This is a genomic window from Parendozoicomonas callyspongiae (assembly GCF_023502345.1).
GTDB classification, from domain to species: domain Bacteria; phylum Pseudomonadota; class Gammaproteobacteria; order Pseudomonadales; family Endozoicomonadaceae; genus Sansalvadorimonas; species Sansalvadorimonas callyspongiae.
Window position 1 is genome coordinate 14,071 of the sequence record NZ_JAMFLX010000024.1, and the last position, 17,236, is coordinate 31,306.

General features: G+C 48.4%; 15 protein-coding genes and 1 riboswitch. Of the genes, 8 read left to right on the forward strand and 7 right to left on the reverse strand.

Translation table 11 applies throughout. The features are described from left to right. Positions 1–25: 25 nt before the first annotated feature. Positions 26–1,411: an ABC1 kinase family protein gene (locus M3P05_RS15695; RefSeq protein WP_249700950.1), complete on the forward strand. Its 1,386-nt coding sequence runs from the start codon at positions 26–28 to the stop codon at positions 1,409–1,411. 288 nt (positions 1,412–1,699) lie between these two features. After that, positions 1,700–2,230: a hypothetical protein gene (locus tag M3P05_RS15700; RefSeq protein WP_249700951.1), complete on the forward strand. Its 531-nt coding sequence runs from the start codon at positions 1,700–1,702 to the stop codon at positions 2,228–2,230. A 19-nt stretch (positions 2,231–2,249) separates the two neighbouring features. On the opposite strand, the gene M3P05_RS15705 is transcribed toward M3P05_RS15700, so the two are convergent. The 6 genes from M3P05_RS15705 to M3P05_RS15730 all read right to left on the reverse strand — a co-directional run bounded on the left by M3P05_RS15705 (position 2,250) and on the right by M3P05_RS15730 (position 10,312). Continuing rightward, entirely contained in the window at positions 2,250–3,377 is a 1,128-nt protein-coding gene (locus M3P05_RS15705) for a methyltransferase (protein ID WP_249700953.1), read from the reverse strand. A 143-nt stretch (positions 3,378–3,520) separates the two neighbouring features. After that, a complete protein-coding gene (moeA, locus tag M3P05_RS15710; protein WP_249700955.1) occupies positions 3,521–4,756 on the reverse strand; it encodes a molybdopterin molybdotransferase MoeA in 1,236 nt (411 codons plus the stop codon). 68 nt (positions 4,757–4,824) lie between these two features. Then, positions 4,825–5,352, reverse strand: a complete 528-nt coding sequence (gene mobB / locus M3P05_RS15715) for a molybdopterin-guanine dinucleotide biosynthesis protein B (RefSeq protein WP_249700957.1) — start codon at positions 5,350–5,352, stop codon at positions 4,825–4,827. 3 nt (positions 5,353–5,355) lie between these two features. Continuing rightward, complete coding sequence (moaA, locus tag M3P05_RS15720; protein ID WP_249700959.1) at positions 5,356–6,336, reverse strand: GTP 3',8-cyclase MoaA; 981 nt, start codon at positions 6,334–6,336, stop codon at positions 5,356–5,358. Continuing rightward, a riboswitch (molybdenum cofactor riboswitch) is annotated at positions 6,325–6,469 on the reverse strand. It overlaps the preceding gene by 12 nt. 574 nt (positions 6,470–7,043) lie before the next feature. Further along, positions 7,044–8,756: a SufS family cysteine desulfurase gene (locus M3P05_RS15725; RefSeq protein ID WP_249700961.1), complete on the reverse strand. Its 1,713-nt coding sequence runs from the start codon at positions 8,754–8,756 to the stop codon at positions 7,044–7,046. A 110-nt stretch (positions 8,757–8,866) separates the two neighbouring features. Next, entirely contained in the window at positions 8,867–10,312 is a 1,446-nt protein-coding gene (locus tag M3P05_RS15730) for a hypothetical protein (protein ID WP_249700963.1), read from the reverse strand. 217 nt (positions 10,313–10,529) lie between these two features. Between M3P05_RS15730 and moaE the strand changes: the two genes are divergently transcribed. From moaE to dgt, 6 genes are all read left to right on the forward strand, one after another. Further along, positions 10,530–10,985 carry a molybdopterin synthase catalytic subunit MoaE gene (gene moaE, locus M3P05_RS15735; RefSeq protein ID WP_332842021.1) on the forward strand — a complete coding sequence of 152 codons (456 nt, stop codon included), beginning with the start codon at positions 10,530–10,532 and terminating at the stop codon, positions 10,983–10,985. Positions 10,986–10,998: 13 nt separating this feature from the next. After that, positions 10,999–11,787, forward strand: coding sequence for a molybdate ABC transporter substrate-binding protein (modA, locus tag M3P05_RS15740; protein WP_249700966.1), 789 nt, complete (start codon positions 10,999–11,001; stop codon positions 11,785–11,787). Positions 11,788–11,792: 5 nt separating this feature from the next. After that, complete coding sequence (modB, locus tag M3P05_RS15745; protein ID WP_249700968.1) at positions 11,793–12,461, forward strand: molybdate ABC transporter permease subunit; 669 nt, start codon at positions 11,793–11,795, stop codon at positions 12,459–12,461. Then, positions 12,461–13,522 (forward strand): molybdenum ABC transporter ATP-binding protein, encoded by a 1,062-nt coding sequence (gene modC / locus M3P05_RS15750; protein ID WP_249700970.1) that lies wholly within the window; start codon positions 12,461–12,463, stop codon positions 13,520–13,522. The genes modB and modC overlap by 1 nt, the downstream gene beginning before the upstream one ends. A 138-nt stretch (positions 13,523–13,660) precedes the next feature. Then, the gene (locus M3P05_RS15755) at positions 13,661–14,668 is read left to right on the forward strand and encodes a hypothetical protein (protein WP_249700972.1); all 1,008 of its coding nucleotides are present in this window, start codon (positions 13,661–13,663) and stop codon (positions 14,666–14,668) included. An 85-nt stretch (positions 14,669–14,753) separates the two neighbouring features. Beyond that, entirely contained in the window at positions 14,754–16,202 is a 1,449-nt protein-coding gene (dgt, locus tag M3P05_RS15760) for a dGTPase (RefSeq protein ID WP_249700974.1), read from the forward strand. A 330-nt stretch (positions 16,203–16,532) separates the two neighbouring features. Here the strand turns inward: dgt and M3P05_RS15765 are convergent, their stop codons facing one another. Further along, on the reverse strand, positions 16,533–17,180 hold the full coding sequence (locus M3P05_RS15765) for an HAD family hydrolase (protein WP_249700975.1): 648 nt from the start codon (positions 17,178–17,180) through the stop codon (positions 16,533–16,535). Positions 17,181–17,236: the final 56 nt, after the last annotated feature.

Genomic DNA, 17,236 nt, shown 5'->3' on the forward strand with positions numbered 1-17,236 from the left:
AGAAAAATGTCTATCAGGTTGATTAATGAAAGACCGGCATGGAAATCATGTTGTTTCCCGTATAAAGACCGGAAGTATTGAAAGACGCCTGCATCTTGCTTCGGCCGGGCTGTTTGCTGGTGGCCGGATGGCATCCCATATGGCTGCTAACTTGCTGACAGGTAAAGAAAAAAAACAAGAAAGAAGAAAGCAGGCCATGTCCCGGCAGGCGACTTTCCTGGTTGCTGAAATGGGCAAGCTTAAGGGAAGTGTGGTGAAAATCGGGCAGATGATGGCGCTTTATGGCGAGCATTTTCTTCCCGATGAAGTTACCGACGTGCTTCATACCTTTGAGCACCAGACGACTGCTTTGAAGTGGCCGGTCATCCGCAGAACCCTTCGGGAACAGCTGGGTGCTGAGCGTCTGGCAGAACTGAGAATTGACCGTGTGCCCATTGGTACCGCCTCACTTGGGCAGGTTCATCGGGCTGTACGTATCAGAGATGGCAAAGAGCTATGTCTGAAAATCCAGTATCCAGGAGTCTCTGAAGCTGTTGACTCTGATCTGAACGGCGTCACCCAGCTTTTGAGACTGACCAGGTTGATTAAGGTAACCGGTGCTTTCGAGGATTGGCTGAAAGAAATTCGCAGGATGCTGCACCGGGAAATAGACTACATTCTGGAAGCAGAAACCACGCGAAGATTTGCCGAACGTCTGGCGGATGATCCCCGATTTGTTGTACCGGAAGTCTTTCCTGAATATTGCACAAAAACCGTTCTTGCCGTGGGTTATGAGCCGGGATATGGCATTACCTCCAACGAGGTGCAGCAGTTATCCCAGGAAAGACGTAACTCGATCAGCAGTGGGTTGCTGGATCTGTTTTTCAAAGAGATGTTTTCCTGGCATGAGATCCAGACGGATCCCAATTTTGGCAATTACAGAATCCAGCTGGGTGATGATGTGGAGCGGGATCGTATAGTTCTTCTGGATTTTGGCGCAGTAAATAGTTACCCGCCAGGCATCATGAATCCTATTAATCAGGTTATAGCCGGGTCGTGGTATGGCGAAAGGGATGCAATCATCAATGGTTCAGTGGAGCTGGAGTTTTTAAATGAGCAGATGCCGGAGAGTATTCGGGATGCCTTTGTCACACTCTGTAACATGATGATTGAACCTGTGCTGGGCAACAGAGAGGGTGTACCCGAGCATGTTCTGGATGAGCATGGCTGTTATCTCTGGAAAGAAAGTGACCTGCCAGGGCGAATAGCCAGGAAAGCGACCAAGTCTGCCGTTAGCCGCTACTTCAAAGTTCCTCCCAAGGAATTTATTTTTTTGAATCGTAAGCTGATGGGGGTTTATACCTTTATGTCGGTGCTGGATGCCCGGCTGGATAGCAGTGAGATGATCAGGGGTTATCTGGATCAGCCCTGAAGGTGAATTAAGTATTTAGCAATTTATCGGTAATAAACTACTTTACCAGCTCGGTGTGCTTTCACTAAATCATGCACTTTTTCAAGTGTGCCATCGCAACGAAGGTATGTTGATGTACGTGAGTGGTCATGCAGCCAAAATTCAGTCGCCAGGGCTATGATTCTGGTTTCAGGGAAACCTCTGCTTAACACTGACTCGCAGTACCTGCATTTTTTTCATACGGTACCAAAATCATTAGGCCCCTACCTTGATCATCGATTTGATCCTTATTTCAGTTACAGCAGTTATATGACTGGATTTCTTCATACAGGATTAACCTATCTTGGAGTTACAGGTTTTATACAAAATGCTGCGGTGGCCTTCTCAATTAACTTTGGTCTTTCTGTTTGCTGGCTGAAGGAATATATGAACTTCTTTAAGCACACGATAGGCAGTGATGATTTGCTCTTTGAAGCCCTTATATCCCATGACTTTAATGAGGTCCTGGCAGATATAAGGGAGGCTATCAGAAATGGAAATGCCATTATCCCTATGGTGATTTACGATCTTCAGCGATGGCATTACTTGAATATTGTTGGGTTTAATAATGATTCAGTTGTTGTGCTTGATACAGATTCAAAACTCTACATCTGGAGTGATGAAGAGCTTGAATGTGTAATGAATACTGGTTTGCATTCGAGATTTTCTGGTCTGGATGAACTTCTAACAACCTCTGTAGCTACCCTCGCTAACCAGATTACGCCAGTAAATCACTATAATCTTCTGCTGGTCACTCAGGTAGCTATAAGCACATTGAAGAGAAGTTCTAAGAGTCTTTAACTCCAGCCTTCGCGAGTCGTTATATCTTCTTAGAAGAGAGAACGACAAATTTACTGTTGTTGGCAATTGTCCTGCAGTTGCCAAACAGACGCTTGAGCTTGATATGGTAACCAAGGTGACGGTTACCAATGATACGCAGCTCGCCCCCTTTTTTGAGCACATTTAAAGACTGTTGAAACATGCGCCAGGCGATCTGGTCTCCAACAGTATTTCCCTGGTGGAATGGCGGGTTGCAGATAACGATATCAACAGAGTCAGAAGGAAAGTTGCTGAGGCAGTCATTAGCAGAAAACTGAGCCCTGTCGTCCAGATTGTTAGTCAGCCAGGAGTCATGAGCAGACTGGACTGCCATATAGGACTCATCAACGAAATGTAACCTGGCCTGAGAATTGGCCATGCCAATATGAACCCCCAGAGCCCCGTTTCCACAGCCCAAGTCAATAATAGATGAGTCCTGCTGGGCGACAGGAAGATGTTCCAGGAAAAAGCGGGTGCCAATATCCAGCTTTTGTCGTGAGAAAACCCCAGAGCGGTTCACAAGCTGCATTTGGTTATGCTCAAGTGTTTTTGGAAACTCCGTAAAACCAGTCGTTATATTTTTATCGACAGTCGAAAAAATTAGTCGTGCTTTTTTCCTGGCCAGAGAAGTTTTGGTTGGTCCGAAGTTTTTCTCGAAAAGCTCCAGAGTTGAGCTATGAATATGTTTAGCCATATCCGCAGCAACCAGAGTTGTTCCCTCCGGTGCCAGTTCCCGTATTGCTTTTAGCTGCTCTTCAAGAAGGCAGGTATTCTTCGGCAGCTTCAGGAAGACAGCAGTTGGAGAGTATTTGGGAGATTCCGTTGAAGGCAGCAATTTTATCTGGCTGATATCTATAGAGTTCAGTTGGGCATTATGCTTCAGTGCACTGTGTGCCAGCCAGGAGTCTCCCCACATAACAGGTTTTTGTTGTGCCAGTGAGAGAGTCAAACAGCCAAAGGTATCGTTGATGATAAGAGGCTGTTGAGGAAGGTTGTTCTGGTCTGAGGTTTCGGCGATATGGCTCAGCAGGTACTCATCGGCAGCATCCCAGGCGCGAAGGGTTTCCTTCTTGCGTACAGGAAGGCGTTGTAGCTGCAGTGATCCAAAAGGGCTGATAAGAGTTTCCATGAAGAGGCAACCGAAACAGGAAAAAGGCGGCGATTTTTGCTTATTTTCTGAAGTTTGTCATCTGAGAAGTGAAGGCTTGTGAAAGAAGCAAGTAACCGGCATGGGAATTTTTATGACCCTCATGCCGGATATAGCAGCCAGAATCAGCTCAGTAACTTATCAAATGTAATGACCTGAACACTGTCTCCAACCGCTGCGCCAGTGGATGCTTCGGGCAGCACAATATAACAGTTGGCCATATTCATTGAGCGGAGAATGCCTGAACCCTGACTGCCGGTTGTGACAACAACCGGGGAACCATTCTCATCAGTTGACAGAATGCCCCGCTGAAACTCCCTGCGTCCTGCTGCTTTTTTCAAAGGTGTTTGAGTGCAGGCTTTCATCATGACCGATGGTGTATAGGTCTCACCCGTCATAACACGGATGGCAGCTGTAGCCAGAACATGGAGAGTGACGGTAGCCGATACAGGGTTACCTGGCAGGCCAAAGAACACACTGTTCGGCAGTTGCCCAAAGGCAAATGGCTTTCCGGGTTTGATGGCCAGCTTCCAGAAGCCAATCTCACCCAGCTCTTCGAGAATTTCCTTAATATAATCCGCTTCACCAACAGACACGCCACCGGATGTAATAACAACATCGGCTTCCTGGTCTGCGCGGATCAGGGCATCACGGATGACTGAACGGTCATCGGGCAGTTTACCCAGATCAATCACTTCAACACCAAGGCGGTTGAGCAGACTGATAATGATGATTCGGTTGCTGTCATAGATATCTCCGTGTCCCAGAGGTTCTCCCGGCAGTTTCAGTTCATCACCGGTAGAGAACACAGCCACCTTAACCTTCTTGTAAACCTTGACGCTCGCAACACCTAAAGAAGCCAGCAGGCCAAGATCCTGTGGGCGCAGTTTGTGACCGGATTCGAGAACCTGCGAACCTGTGGAAATATCTTCACCGGCCCGGCGGACATTATTACCAACGGATGCTTTGCTGAGAAAACGGATACCGTTATCAGCCTTCTCTGTTTTCTCCTGCATGATCACCGTATCGGTACCAGTAGGAACAGAAGCTCCGGTCATAATCCGAATACAATGACCTTCCGGACAGGTTTCTTCAAAGGGATGCCCGGCAAAGGACTGTCCGGCCAGTGGCAGAATATCACTGTTCTCAATGTCAGCTGCCCGCAGGGCGTAACCATCCATAGCCGAGTTATCATGGGAAGGTACATTGATCGGGGAGGTAATATTCTCCGCGAGAACCCTGCCGTCACAATCGGCCAGAGAAATGAGTTCTGTTTCAGAGATGGGAGAAACGCTGGATGTCAGGGAGGCGATAGCATCATCCAGGGACATCAGTCCTGGTGCAGAGCAGCAATCGGACATGGAGAATGGTTCCTTGATATAGCTTGTCGGGTCAGTTTATCAAAAGAGAGTATTTGATTTTTATCGGCTTAGGCAGTCTGCTGAAGGCCTGTCGTCTGAACCACAAATTCTGCGACCTGTTCAGGGTTATTGATATCCAGCTGAGGTAATGGAATATTCTCGCCGCTATCACAGCAGTCCCAGCACAGGGCAATGATGTTTGTGTCATTTTTATAGAGAAATGGACGATCGAAATCCGAGCGGTGAAGCTCAATCTTGGGGATGGCAGAATCCCGGAAACCTTCCACAATAATCAGATCCAGGCGATCTTGGTCAAGCAGTGACAGCTGGTCTTCCAGAAGAGGATCGTCAATCTCCCGCTCGGTGATACAGATAGCTCTTTCTGGAGTGCTGAGAACGAGTTGTGTTGCTCCCGCCTTACGCAGGCGATAGCTGTCCTTTCCGGGTTTATCCGGCTCTATGGAATGATGGGACGCCTTGACCAGTCCAATTTTGATCCCCCGCCCAGTAATCAGCGGGAGAACTTTTTCAAGCAGAGTGGTTTTTCCGGTACCACTGAAAGCAGCAAAACCGATAATGGGTATTTGTAAGTTCAAGGTTCAGCCGCCGATCATCGCCAGGTTTCGGGTCGCACCAGTGATTCCCTGATCCAGGAAGTGCCGGTCATCTTTCAGTGTGAGCAGGTCCCTGATACGGGCAATCAGGAGTTCCTGCTGGCCATCATCCTGTAGCAGGTGTCGCAGGCTGTAGCCATTCTCTGAGAACAGACAGAGCTGGAAATCACCCTGGCTGGTTACACGCAGGCGGTTGCAACTAGCACAAAAATCCTTGGAGTAGGGCATGATCAGCCCGATCTTACCCTGGTAGTCAGGATGACTGAACTCCTGGGCCGGACCAGCATCAGCCGCTCTGGCATCCAGCAGCCATCCACGTTCAATCAGCTTACTGCGAACAGTGGCTCCGGATACATGATATTTCAGGAAGAAATCATTAGTATCGCCGGTTTCCATCAGTTCAATAAAACGAACGGTAATAGGCTGGGTTTTAATCCATGCCAGGAAGCGATCCAGTTCATGATCATTCATGCCTTTCATCAGCACGGTGTTGACCTTGATGGAAGACAGACCGTTTTCAAAAGCGATATCGATGCCGCGCAGAATCTCATCCAGCCGATCATGGCCGGTAATACGGTGAAACATGTCGGGCTGAAGGCTGTCTATGCTGACATTCAGGCGGTTCATGCCTGCATCCAGCCAGCTTTTGATCCGCTTATCCATCTTGTAACCATTGGTGGTCACGGCCAGGGTTTTGATCTCGGGAATATCGCTGATGGTGCGCAGAAGATCGTTGAAATCACTGCGCAGAGAAGGTTCCCCACCACTGATACGGATTTTTCGGGTACCAAGATGAGCAAACGCTGTCGCTAGACGACGGATTTCCGGTAACGTCAGGGCGCTTTTATGCTGTGATTCGATACATCCGTCGGGGAGACAGTACTGGCATTTGAAATTGCAGAGATCTGTAACCGACAGACGCAGATAGGGGAATTCTCTCCCCTGTCGGTCTTGCAGTCTGTTCATGGAACACCTTTCCAAAAGTCCGGGAGGCTGCAGGATTTCTCTCCACAACCCTTTGGTGATCTCTCACCACGGCCCGACAACCGTGACTGTAATATTCAGTTTTAGATTGAAAGGCTCGGCGCTCATTTATCTTTTATGTGGAAGACACACTAATGCTTAACGTGTGCAATGTGGCTTGTCTTCTGGGTTAAGAGCATATCAGAGATAGTGCAATGTATATACAGGAAGTGTCGACAATATGAGGCACGTTTTGTACGTACAAACTCTCTACCTAGGGGGCGTTCTCAATTAAACATCGACTCAGTGACTCTAAAAGCGGTCAGATGTTAGAAGGGCTTGTGAAAATCGTAGTTATTCTACATTGAGCAAGCCCGACGCAGCAGACGTCTGTGCCCTTTGGGTATGGCCGCTTTTAGAGTCATCCGCAGGGCGCTTCCGAGAGTTCCTGTAAGCTTCGTTGTAGCGCCTTGAAAGGCAACAAGCATTCCTGCGGCACTACGCCTCGTTACAGAAACTCTCGGAAGCGCTGAGTTCGATGTTTAATTGAGAACGCCTTCAGTTGACTCAAGACTACCATAACTGGCAGGCGGCAAAACTGAGGGCAATCATGGTTTGCCGTTTTTCTGCCCGAAGGTGAAGTTTTCGGGCAGACTGTTGTCTACTTTATATGAATGGGCTTTTGATCAAACTGCTGAGTGTGAATATTTCTAAGTATGAATATAAAGGTGAGCAATATTCCTGATCTCCTGCACAATTGCACGCAGGCCATTGCCTCGGGATGGACTGAGGTGATTAGAGAGCTCAAGCTCTCCAAACAGTTGCTCAACATCGCAGTTAACCAGCTCAGCCGGTTTTCGACCATTAAGCATCGACATCACGATTACAATCAGGCCACGAATAATGCGTGCGTCACTGTCGATGGCAAAGTGCAGAGTATCTTCCGATGCGTTGTAATGGTGGTACATCCAGACAGTACTCTCACAGCCGGACAGTCTCATATCATCAACACGCATCTCGTCTGGGAGTTTGGGCAGATCCCAGGCAAGCTGCATAATGCTGCGATAGCGGTCCTGCCAGTTTTTGTGAGTGAGCAATGTGTCTCTCAGGCTTGAGAGGTACTGTGGATTATAAAGTGGTGCTGTTGCATAGAGATCAGGTAGTTCGGTTTCCCAGCCTTCCGTGTAAATCTCTTTACCGTAGTCTCGCTCCCGACCCAGTTCTTCAACGATTTCCTTAAGAGCAGAAACTATCTGGTCAACATCATCAATGGAGTTATAACAGCCAAGGGACGCCCGTACTGTGCCGGAAAGCCCGAGTGCTTCCATCAAAGGCATGGCGCAATGATGGCCGGTGCGCACGGCAATCCCTCTTTTATCGAGCATTGTGCCGATATCCTGGCCATGAATACCATCGACAACAAAAGAGACAACAGCCGTCTTTTTCGATGATGTTCCTATACGGTGCAGGCCGGGAATTCTATCCAGCCCATTTTCAAGACGTACTCTCAGCAGTTGCTCATGTTGCATAAGAGAACTGCGGTTCTGTTCCATAAGGAAATCAATAGCAGCAGCCATACCGATAACCCCGGCAATATTTGGAGTACCTGCCTCAAAGCGGAAGGGTGGGCGATTGAATGTGGTGCCGGAGAAGCTCACACGTTCAATCATTTCTCCTCCCGTCTGCCATGGTGGCATCTCTGCCAGAAGCTCATGGCGGCCATACAAAACACCAATACCGGTTGGCCCATAGACTTTATGACCGGAAAAAACATAGAAATCACAGTTGATATCACGTACATCGACAGGAAAGTGAGCAACTGCCTGTGAGCCATCAATAATGGTTTTTGCGCCCATTTTCCTGGCATGGGCGACCATATCCTTGACTGGATTTATGGTGCCAAGAGCATTGGAGACATGAGTGACAGATAGAATCTTTGTCTGCCGGGAAAGCAGATTTTTGAACTCCCCGAGGTCTAACTCGCCTTTGTCATTGAGGGGAATAACTTTGATAACCGCTCCGGTTTGCTGCGCTACCTGCTGCCAGGGAACAATATTGGCATGGTGTTCCATGGTTGAAAGCAGAATCTCGTCGCCTTCCTGCAGGTGGGTTGTGCCCCAGCTCATGGCCAGCAGATTGAGTGCTTCAGTTGCTCCACGGGTCCAGATGATTTCACTGGCAGATTCGGCATTTATAAACTGACGAACCTTTTCCCTGGCTTCTTCAAACTGGTGAGTGGCTTTTGCACTTAGTGCGTGGGTTGCACGGTGAACGTTGGCATTGGCATTTTCATAGTAGCTGCTGACAGCGTTTATGACGGCGCGCGGTTTTTGCGTTGTGGCAGCATTATCCAGCCAAACCAGTGGGTGACCGTTGGCTGATTCCTGAAGAATTGGAAACTGGTAGCGTAGCGGTGAGCTCATGTCTGCTCTATGGTCTTACATTGAGTGAAATCTTGGCGCCTAGTATGACGGCAGAGTGCTCTGGCGAAAAGCCTGATCACTCTGCCGTTTGTGTAACATCAAATTATTATTTAATAACCAAAGAGCGACCAGAATTTCTTTTGAAATCTAACCCCGTATGGCGCAAGCCATGAGTGATGTTTTTGGGCATATTCATCAGCAATTTTTTCGCCTTCTGCAATATATTCTGACTGAGCAGCTCTTTTGGCAATAAGAACCAGAGCTTCATACTCATAATATTCTTTGTCGGGCAGTGTGTCTGGATTTCTGCCCCGATACTTTACGACATCTATGTTCTCGAAGCTGTCAATAAATGGCACAGGGTTGTCTTCAGCACGGGCTATATACTCACGCCAGTAACTGTTGAGATCTATTCCGCTTGGAGAACCTGACAGATAGTAATTCAAATCACTGGTGTTAAACTCCTTCTTCTGTATTTTTTTTGTATCGATCAGGGTGTGAAGTTCAGTGATAAAGAGATCTGCGGGAATATCCGGGTAATAGTTAGAACCATTTTTGTCTATACCATCAAGCTCCTTTTGAACTCTTTCGTATGTTGTTTCCACTTTAAAAGTGACTTTACTTGCTGGATTGGGGGCAGTATCAATCACAAAGACATCATTGCCATTTCCGTCAACAATTTTGCTGACATAAAGAATCTTGCTTGCCAGCTCTTCAACACGAACTTCAACCTTAAGCGCGAAACGCGGCTCCCCATGATCACCAGTGTCTTCCCCAATGATTACGGACTTATAGTTTCGATCTCCGTAGTTGATACCTTTTTGAGCTTGATCATAACTATCAATCAGAGCCAGTAAGCCTGCTGAGTGAACTGGTACTCTGGGGTTGTCCCGGTATCCAATTCTTTTAAAGTCATCGAGTTCTTTTCTGGCACGCTCCAGCTTTCTGTAAGAATCTGGTTTTCCATTATTGACTGCAGCCTCCTGTTTCTTGATTTCGCTCTTCATCTCATCCAGTTTTTCCCTGGTTGTTGCCAGGTACCAGTAAATATTCTGTTCTTCCTGGTATGTGTATCTGAAATAATCAGAAATAGCTTCCATCATCCAGTGAGGGGCATAGTCACGATAAGGTGCCTGCAGCAAATGGGCGATTTCATGAACAAGGAGTCCCAGGCTTCTTTCCTCTTGGGGAAGATCCATATAAAGGTCATAAATTCGCACTTCGTTACCATAAACATCTGCGAAAGTGCCTTTAGTACTTTTGCTGTTTCCTTTAAAAACGATTTTGAATGCATCATCGGAGCTGCGCATTTTACTAACAGGGAGAAATCTGGATAGCTCTGCGTATTTACGCTCTGCCATACTGGTAACCCGTTCCATAAACCATGCATTATCTTCATCCTTAAATGAGGTTTTGGATGATTTGTGTACTATGGCTGTAACCTTGGGCCGTATAGCCTGAACGGTAGAGACTTCCGCTGCCCAGATTGGATTACTGAAAAAGGCCAAGGCCATTAGCGCAAGTGTGAAAGAACGCTGGGCAAGCTTCCTGATCATGATATGTACACTCCCTGTCATTTGTACCTTGTCAGCACTTCAGACAACTCCCCCCAGTAAGGGTTGTCAGATGGTCAGTGATACTGACGAGGTTGCTAACCACTCCTGACGAGGCCGCCGCTCAGGGATTTTTTTTTCCGTTGATATTGAGGTCACCGGATAAGAGCGTATCCTGTGCCGGTCAAAGTATTTATATAAGGGTTTCCGTGTGATTAGTGTGCAACCCGGAGATTTTGATGTGTCCGCAGAATATGAGGCTTTGCGGCAGTCAACGGGCGTTGGGGCTGTGGTTATGTTCAGTGGCCTGGTCAGGGATATGAACCTGGGTGATTCCGTGGGTGGGCTCTATCTGGAACACTATCCCGGCATGACGGAGAAGTCGCTGGAGGCGATTGCCGATGAGGCCCGGGAGCGCTGGCCCCTGGATAAGATCAGGATTATTCACCGGGTTGGTAAGCTGGAGCCGGGAGATCAGATCGTCTTCGTTGGCACAACCAGTGCCCACCGTAAGGCGGCCTTTGAGGCCTGTGAATTTCTGATGGATTTCCTGAAAACCAGGGCACCGTTCTGGAAGCGTGAGCAAACCGATGAGGGTGACCGCTGGATAGAAGCGAAAGACTCCGATTCTGATGCTGCGGATCGTTGGGTCCAACCGGAAGATCAAAACGTTTAGAAGGACTTGCAGGATGAGAAGGGGTATTCGGGCTCTGTTGTTGTCCCTGGCTGGTACTTTTCTGTTGAGTGGGCCGCTTTACGCCAAAACCCTCCGGGTGGCCGTTGCCGCCAATTTCAAGCCTGTTATGGGGGAGATCGTTTCACGATTTGAAAGTGCCACCGGGAACAGGGTTGTTCTCTCATATGCCTCAACAGGAACCCTCTATAATCAGCTGGTGCACGGTGCTCCCTTTGATGTATTTCTATCTGCAGACCAGAAGCGCCCCGGCCTTCTGGTGAAGAAAGGGCTGGTGGATGGCAAGGCAGAAACCTATGCCTATGGTCGTTTGGTTCTCTGGCGCCGTGGTGGCCCCGCACCGACCCTGGATGATCTCAGAAAACCCGGACTCAAGCTGGCAATAGCTAATCCGGCAACGGCACCCTATGGCACTGCCGCCAAAGAGAGCCTTGAGGTGCTGGGGTTATGGAAAACGGTCTCAAAGAATGTCGTGAAAGGTGCAAGTATCCAGCAGGCCTGGCAGTTTGTAGCGACCGGTAATGTTCCCATGGGTTTTGTCGCTCTCTCCCAGTTGCGTAAAGACAAGGTCAAGGATGAGTTCTGTGTTGTACGTGAAGACATGTACTCACCTTTGCGACAGGATGCCGTTGTGCTCGCCAAAAGCAGGCAGCTGAAGCTGGCGCACAGGTTTGTGGAGTTTCTTCGAATGCCGGAACAACAGGCCTGCATACAGGATGCTGGATATTATCCGGTGATTGATCCGGCTATCGGTGGCAGGAAAGAGGAAGGAAAAGAAGGATAACTGGCATGCAGGGAAGTATCTGGCAGCCCTTTATTGTGACTCTCCAGCTGGCAGGGGTGACAACCCTTGTGCTGATGTTGATAGGCATTCCTCTGGCATGGTGGCTTTCGGGTATGAAAAGCCGCTTGCGGCCATTGCTGGAAACTCTGGTCGGATTGCCTATGGTTCTTCCCCCCACTGTGCTGGGTTTTTATCTGCTGGTGGCATTTTCCCCTGATTTCTGGCCAGGGCAGGTATGGATGAAGTTGACCGGATCGACTCTGGCTTTCAGTTTCTCCGGTCTGGTTATGGCCTCGGTCCTTTACTCCATGCCCTTCGTGGTTCAACCGCTGCAACGGGCTTTTGAACAGCTGGACAGGGGACTTCTGGAATCGGCCGCCATGCTTGGGGCCAGCCCTCTGGATCGGTTCTTCTCTATCGTTCTGCCCCAGTCTGTCAGGCCATTGTTGCTGGCAGCCTGTTTGGGATTTGCCCATACCGTCGGGGAGTTCGGTGTTGTCCTGATGATCGGGGGTAATATCCCTGGAGAAACCCAGGTTCTCTCGATTGCCCTCTACGATGCGGTTGAGACTCAGGACTTTGCCACAGCCCATACCATGGCTGGCGGACTGCTGGTCTTTGCCATGACACTGCTGGTTATTCTGTACAGCCTTGACCGGAAAGGACGCCACTGATGCTGGATATCGACTTAAAGCTGGAGCGCTCGGAGTTTCAGATTGATGTTCAGGCAGTCTTTGATCTTCATGGCGTAACCGGTGTGATGGGGCCGTCCGGCTGCGGTAAAACCACCCTTCTTCGCTGTATTGCCGGTCTGGAAAAGCATGCCAAGGGGCATGTTATTTTCCATGGTGAAACCTGGCTGAAAGAGGGGGAGTTTGTCCCCCCTGAACGCAGAGGTGTTGGATATATTTTCCAGGATGGCCGGCTGTTTCCACACCTGAGTGTGCTCGACAACCTTCGCTATGGGCTTAAACGCAGCCGAGGGCGTAAAGGCGCTGCACTGGATGATGTTGTCAGCTGGCTGGATATGGACAGTCTGCTGGATCGGCATATTGGCAAACTCTCGGGCGGTCAGCGGCAGAGGGTGGCCATTGCCAGGGCTTTGCTGGGAGCCCCCAGACTGTTATTGATGGATGAGCCAATGGCGGCGCTCGACTGGGCTGCCAGATCATCAATTATGCCGCGCCTGCGGGATATCAGCCGGCATTTCCAAGTACCGGTTCTGTTTGTCAGTCACGACCGGGAAGAGATGGCCCGCCTGACAGATGAGCTGGTGCTGATGGATCAGGGGCGGATTGTCGACCGTGGGAGTTGTCGCCAGATGCTTAGCCGAACCAGAGGTAGCCTGGCGGATGATCATGCTATCTCCATGCTGGAAGCCAGAGTCGTGCGCAGGGATCAGGCCTATAACGTGACTGAGCTGGATGTTGATGGCCGCCTTTTGGTGGTGGATCAGGATAATCTGGTGGCAGGAGAGACCGTCAGGGTTGTGATTCCGGCAGCGGAAGTCAGTCTTTCCCTGGATAAGCTGGAACGTATCAGTATTCAGAACCGTCTGGAGACAATGCTGGATGAAGTCAGCGATATTGATTCTCACCATGCGCTGGTCTCCCTGAAACTGGAAACGCAGAATCTACTGGTTTTAATTACCCGCAGGGCTCGACATCGCCTTGGTTTAAAACCAGGAATGAAGGTTTACGCTCATTTTAAGGCTGCCTGCCTTGAGGTGATTTGATTTTGAACACCTTAAAGTAATGGCTGGAGTTTCCTGTAACCATTTAAGGAACTCCGGAAGTAAAAAAATACAATCCGGCTTACTAATTCTGCTTAACTTGGCCCTCAATATATTAAGAAAGTCTCTCAGGAGGCGGTATTGGGGATCAGGAAAACTCTCTGTTCAAGGTTGTTTGTAGCCCTTTCTGTTATCTATCTGGTGATTTCCGGGCCGGTTCTGGCTGAAAGCTGGAATCAGCACCTGGTGAATACGCTTCAGTATTATCAAGGCGATCACGCCCAAAACTGCATTCGCACCGGAGAGGTGTTTGAGGGGGGAACCGTTGCCCTTCTTGAAATCTGCCCAACAGATAATATTCCAAGGAAAAAGCTAGGGAAATTCCTGGTGGGAGGGGAACAGCTTTCTAAAGCAGTTGGGAGTCACCTGCTTTTTTTTCCTAATGAAAAGCCAGTATGGGTAATAGAGAAGGATAAATACCCTGTTCCATTGGTTTATCATGATGAGCTGGATATCGATGAACTCGAGCGCCTTTATCAAACAGCTACCGGGGACTCTCTGCTGAAAACAGCACCTGAATGGGTTTCGCAGCTAGACAATTCAGGCATTTTTGTTAACACCCTTTCAAATGGTTCCAGGGTCTTTGGTTATGAAGCATTAACTTTGTTTCTTGGCCGAACTGTTATTTGTTTATCTGTTGGCCCTGCTCATGACTATAAGGGTTGGGAAGAGATTTGGGATAACTCATTCCTAAACAATCAACCATTTAAAAAAATCGTGATAATGCCGGTTTTTGAGAATTTGGCGTTCAGGTATCTCTTGCAGGGAAAACTGGGTCAATGGCTGCAGTCGGCCAATCTGTGGCTTGGTGCTGATCTGCCTGAGGCTGATCAGAGGGCGAAATACCAGAGTCGTTTAGCTGTTACGATAGCCCGTGGCTTTCTGGCATTTTATTTGGCACCAGAAAATACTTCTGGAACCTATCTTGCCCTGCAGGGGATGTATCAGGTTCTGATGAGTTCAACAGTTTTGTGGAATGTTTATGAAAAGCATGGCTTATTGGGCAGTTACGCTTCAACCGTTTTTGCTGCCATGCTTCGCGAAGTTATGGCATTCAGTGCCCACAATTTTTTCGACCCCGACAGTTAAACCAATACCTTTTGGGATAACTGTTTACATTCTGCCCGGATATTTCATATCGTAAGGGGTTACAAATGGTGTAGTGGGGAACAGCATGGATTATCGCACAAAGATTACCTGTCGCAGGCAGCGCCCCACGACAGTTGAAGGGCGCGATATTGTTGAAGAAACTGAGAGCAATCGTGGCAGGGTGATTCAATCTGCCGCAGTGCGCCGGCTTCAACAGAAGACCCAGGTCTATCCTCTGGAAACCAATGCTGCGGTGCGCAGTCGTCTGACTCACTCTCTGGAAGTTCAGCAAACAGGCCGGTTTATCTCCCGCAAAATTCTTGCGTCTCTTAAAGAGCAGGATGAGCTGGAGCAGCTGGGCCTTGAAGGTATTGAAACGGCTTTTACCAACCTGGTCGAAATGTCATGCCTGTTGCATGATGTTGGCAACCCTCCATTTGGTCACTTTGGCGAGGCAGCCATTAATGACTGGATGAAGAAAAATGGCAAGGATTGTTTTCTGAAAGCTTTTGGGCATGAAAGAACTGTTCCTCCACTTTATGAAACAACCTTGATGCCTGACCTTGAGTGCTTTGAAGGTAATGCCCAGGGATTGCGCATTATCCACAGCCTGCAAAAGCTTAACCTGACCTGTTCCCAGGTTGCGGCTCTCGTGAAATATACAAGAGCCTCATGGCAAGCCAAACCTGAGGCAGGTGACTATTTCCATTACCGTCAGAAAAAACCGGGTTTCTACTTCAGTGAGGAACCGTTGATAGAGATGGTCTGGGACCATCTGAAGATTAGTAAAGGAAACCGTTACCCGCTGGTTTATATCATGGAAGCAGCGGATGATATCGCCTACTGCATAGCGGACATTGAAGATGCAGTTGATAAGGGCATTCTTACTCTTAAGCAGTTAAAGGTTCTGCTGCAAGAAGAGTGGGAGGAGCAGTGTCAGAGGGCCGAGATGCCCTGCAGCTCTTATCTGGCAGAGATTGTTGATAAGTCTATGGAGGATAATGCAACGGCCCATCTCTTTATCACCCGCTTCCGCACCATTCTTGTGAAAGAGCTGGTGGATTATGCGGTGCAGAGATATTGCCAGCACCATCAGAGTATTTTTGATGGATCTTTGGATGAACCCCTGATCGATGGCGGTTCTGAGCAGCATCTGGCGTTATTAACCCTGAAGTGGGTTGCCCGTAAGCATGTGTTCTGCCAGCCGGAAGTTGAAACACCTGAGCTGAGAGGATATGCAGCCCTGATGGGATTGATGGGAATCTACCAGCCATTGCTTGAGCTCTCCCAGGAGGACTTCCGCGTAATAACCAGTGGAGAAACCTCGCCGCATTTTATTGCGAAGCGGCTTTATCACCGATTATCTACCAAGCACAAGGAGGCTTACTGTGAAGCCGTTGCTTCCCTGACCGGTTCTGCAGAAGAGGTCAGGGCACTGGAATGGTATTACCGCTGTCGGCTTTTGATTGATTACCTGAGTGGTATGACTGATAACTTTGTGCTGGATGAGTACCAGTGTATGTCCGCTATCTGATTTAGGTAGTCCTTTGCACATCATTCTTTTTCAAAGCCAAGCTGTTTCTATACTCTTTTGATGGGTATTTATGTTCGTGAACAAATGCTGACTGAATATCAGGGAGCTATTCGAAGACCGTCAGTCCGGCCTTAGAAGCTGTCTGAAAAGTCATGTTGTTTCTGCCAGTATTCCAGAGTGTAAAACTCTTTACCTCGGCTTGGTTCCCTCTGAGGCGGTGCTCTTTATTCTTCAGGGCATAAGCGGGCATCAGTTCAGCACGTTCAGAAGAAAGAATCGTCAGCGTTGTTCGTTGAGTTTGTATAACGGACCTTTTGGCATATGGATACTTCATGCTCTGGTTGTCTGTGCGGCCAACTCTTTCAACTCTGCCGGAGAACTCAGGATATGATTCGGTTTTTTGCTCTGAAGTTCTGCTAGTGAACCATATCCCCAAAGAACACCGGCTGATTTCAGGCCATTCTTTTGAGCGGCAATAATATCAACAGCCCGGTCTCCAATCATTGTGGTGTCTTTATCAACCAGATTTTTGTCTACAAGTCTTTCAATTTGCTGCCATTTCTGGATGCCAACATCACCTCCGCTGATAAATTGAAAGTAATTGCGTAAGCCAAACATTTTTAAAATATGGTCAGCAATATCTGCTCTCTTTGAGGTGCAGATGGCCATGGGGATATTACGCTGGGATAGTGATTCAAGAGCATTGGGAATATCTGGGTAAAGAGTGTTTTCTCTATAGCCTGTAGCGACATATCGCTCCCGGTATTTTGCGACATATGTGGAGATGATTTTGGGATCCGTCTGCCCGGTCATATCCATCAGGCTCTCATCCAGTGGTGGTCCGATGTACTGAGCGATATCTTCAGCAGTTTTAGGAGAGTAGCCGAAGTGCTCGAGAGCAAAGTTTGTAGAGCGGATAATTCCTTCCAGCGGGTCACTGATAGTGCCATCAAGATCAAATAATAATTTTATGGTCATGTGTTGTTATCTTTTTCTGGTTTTATGATTCTTCTTTCTCAGGAAGTAATGATGGT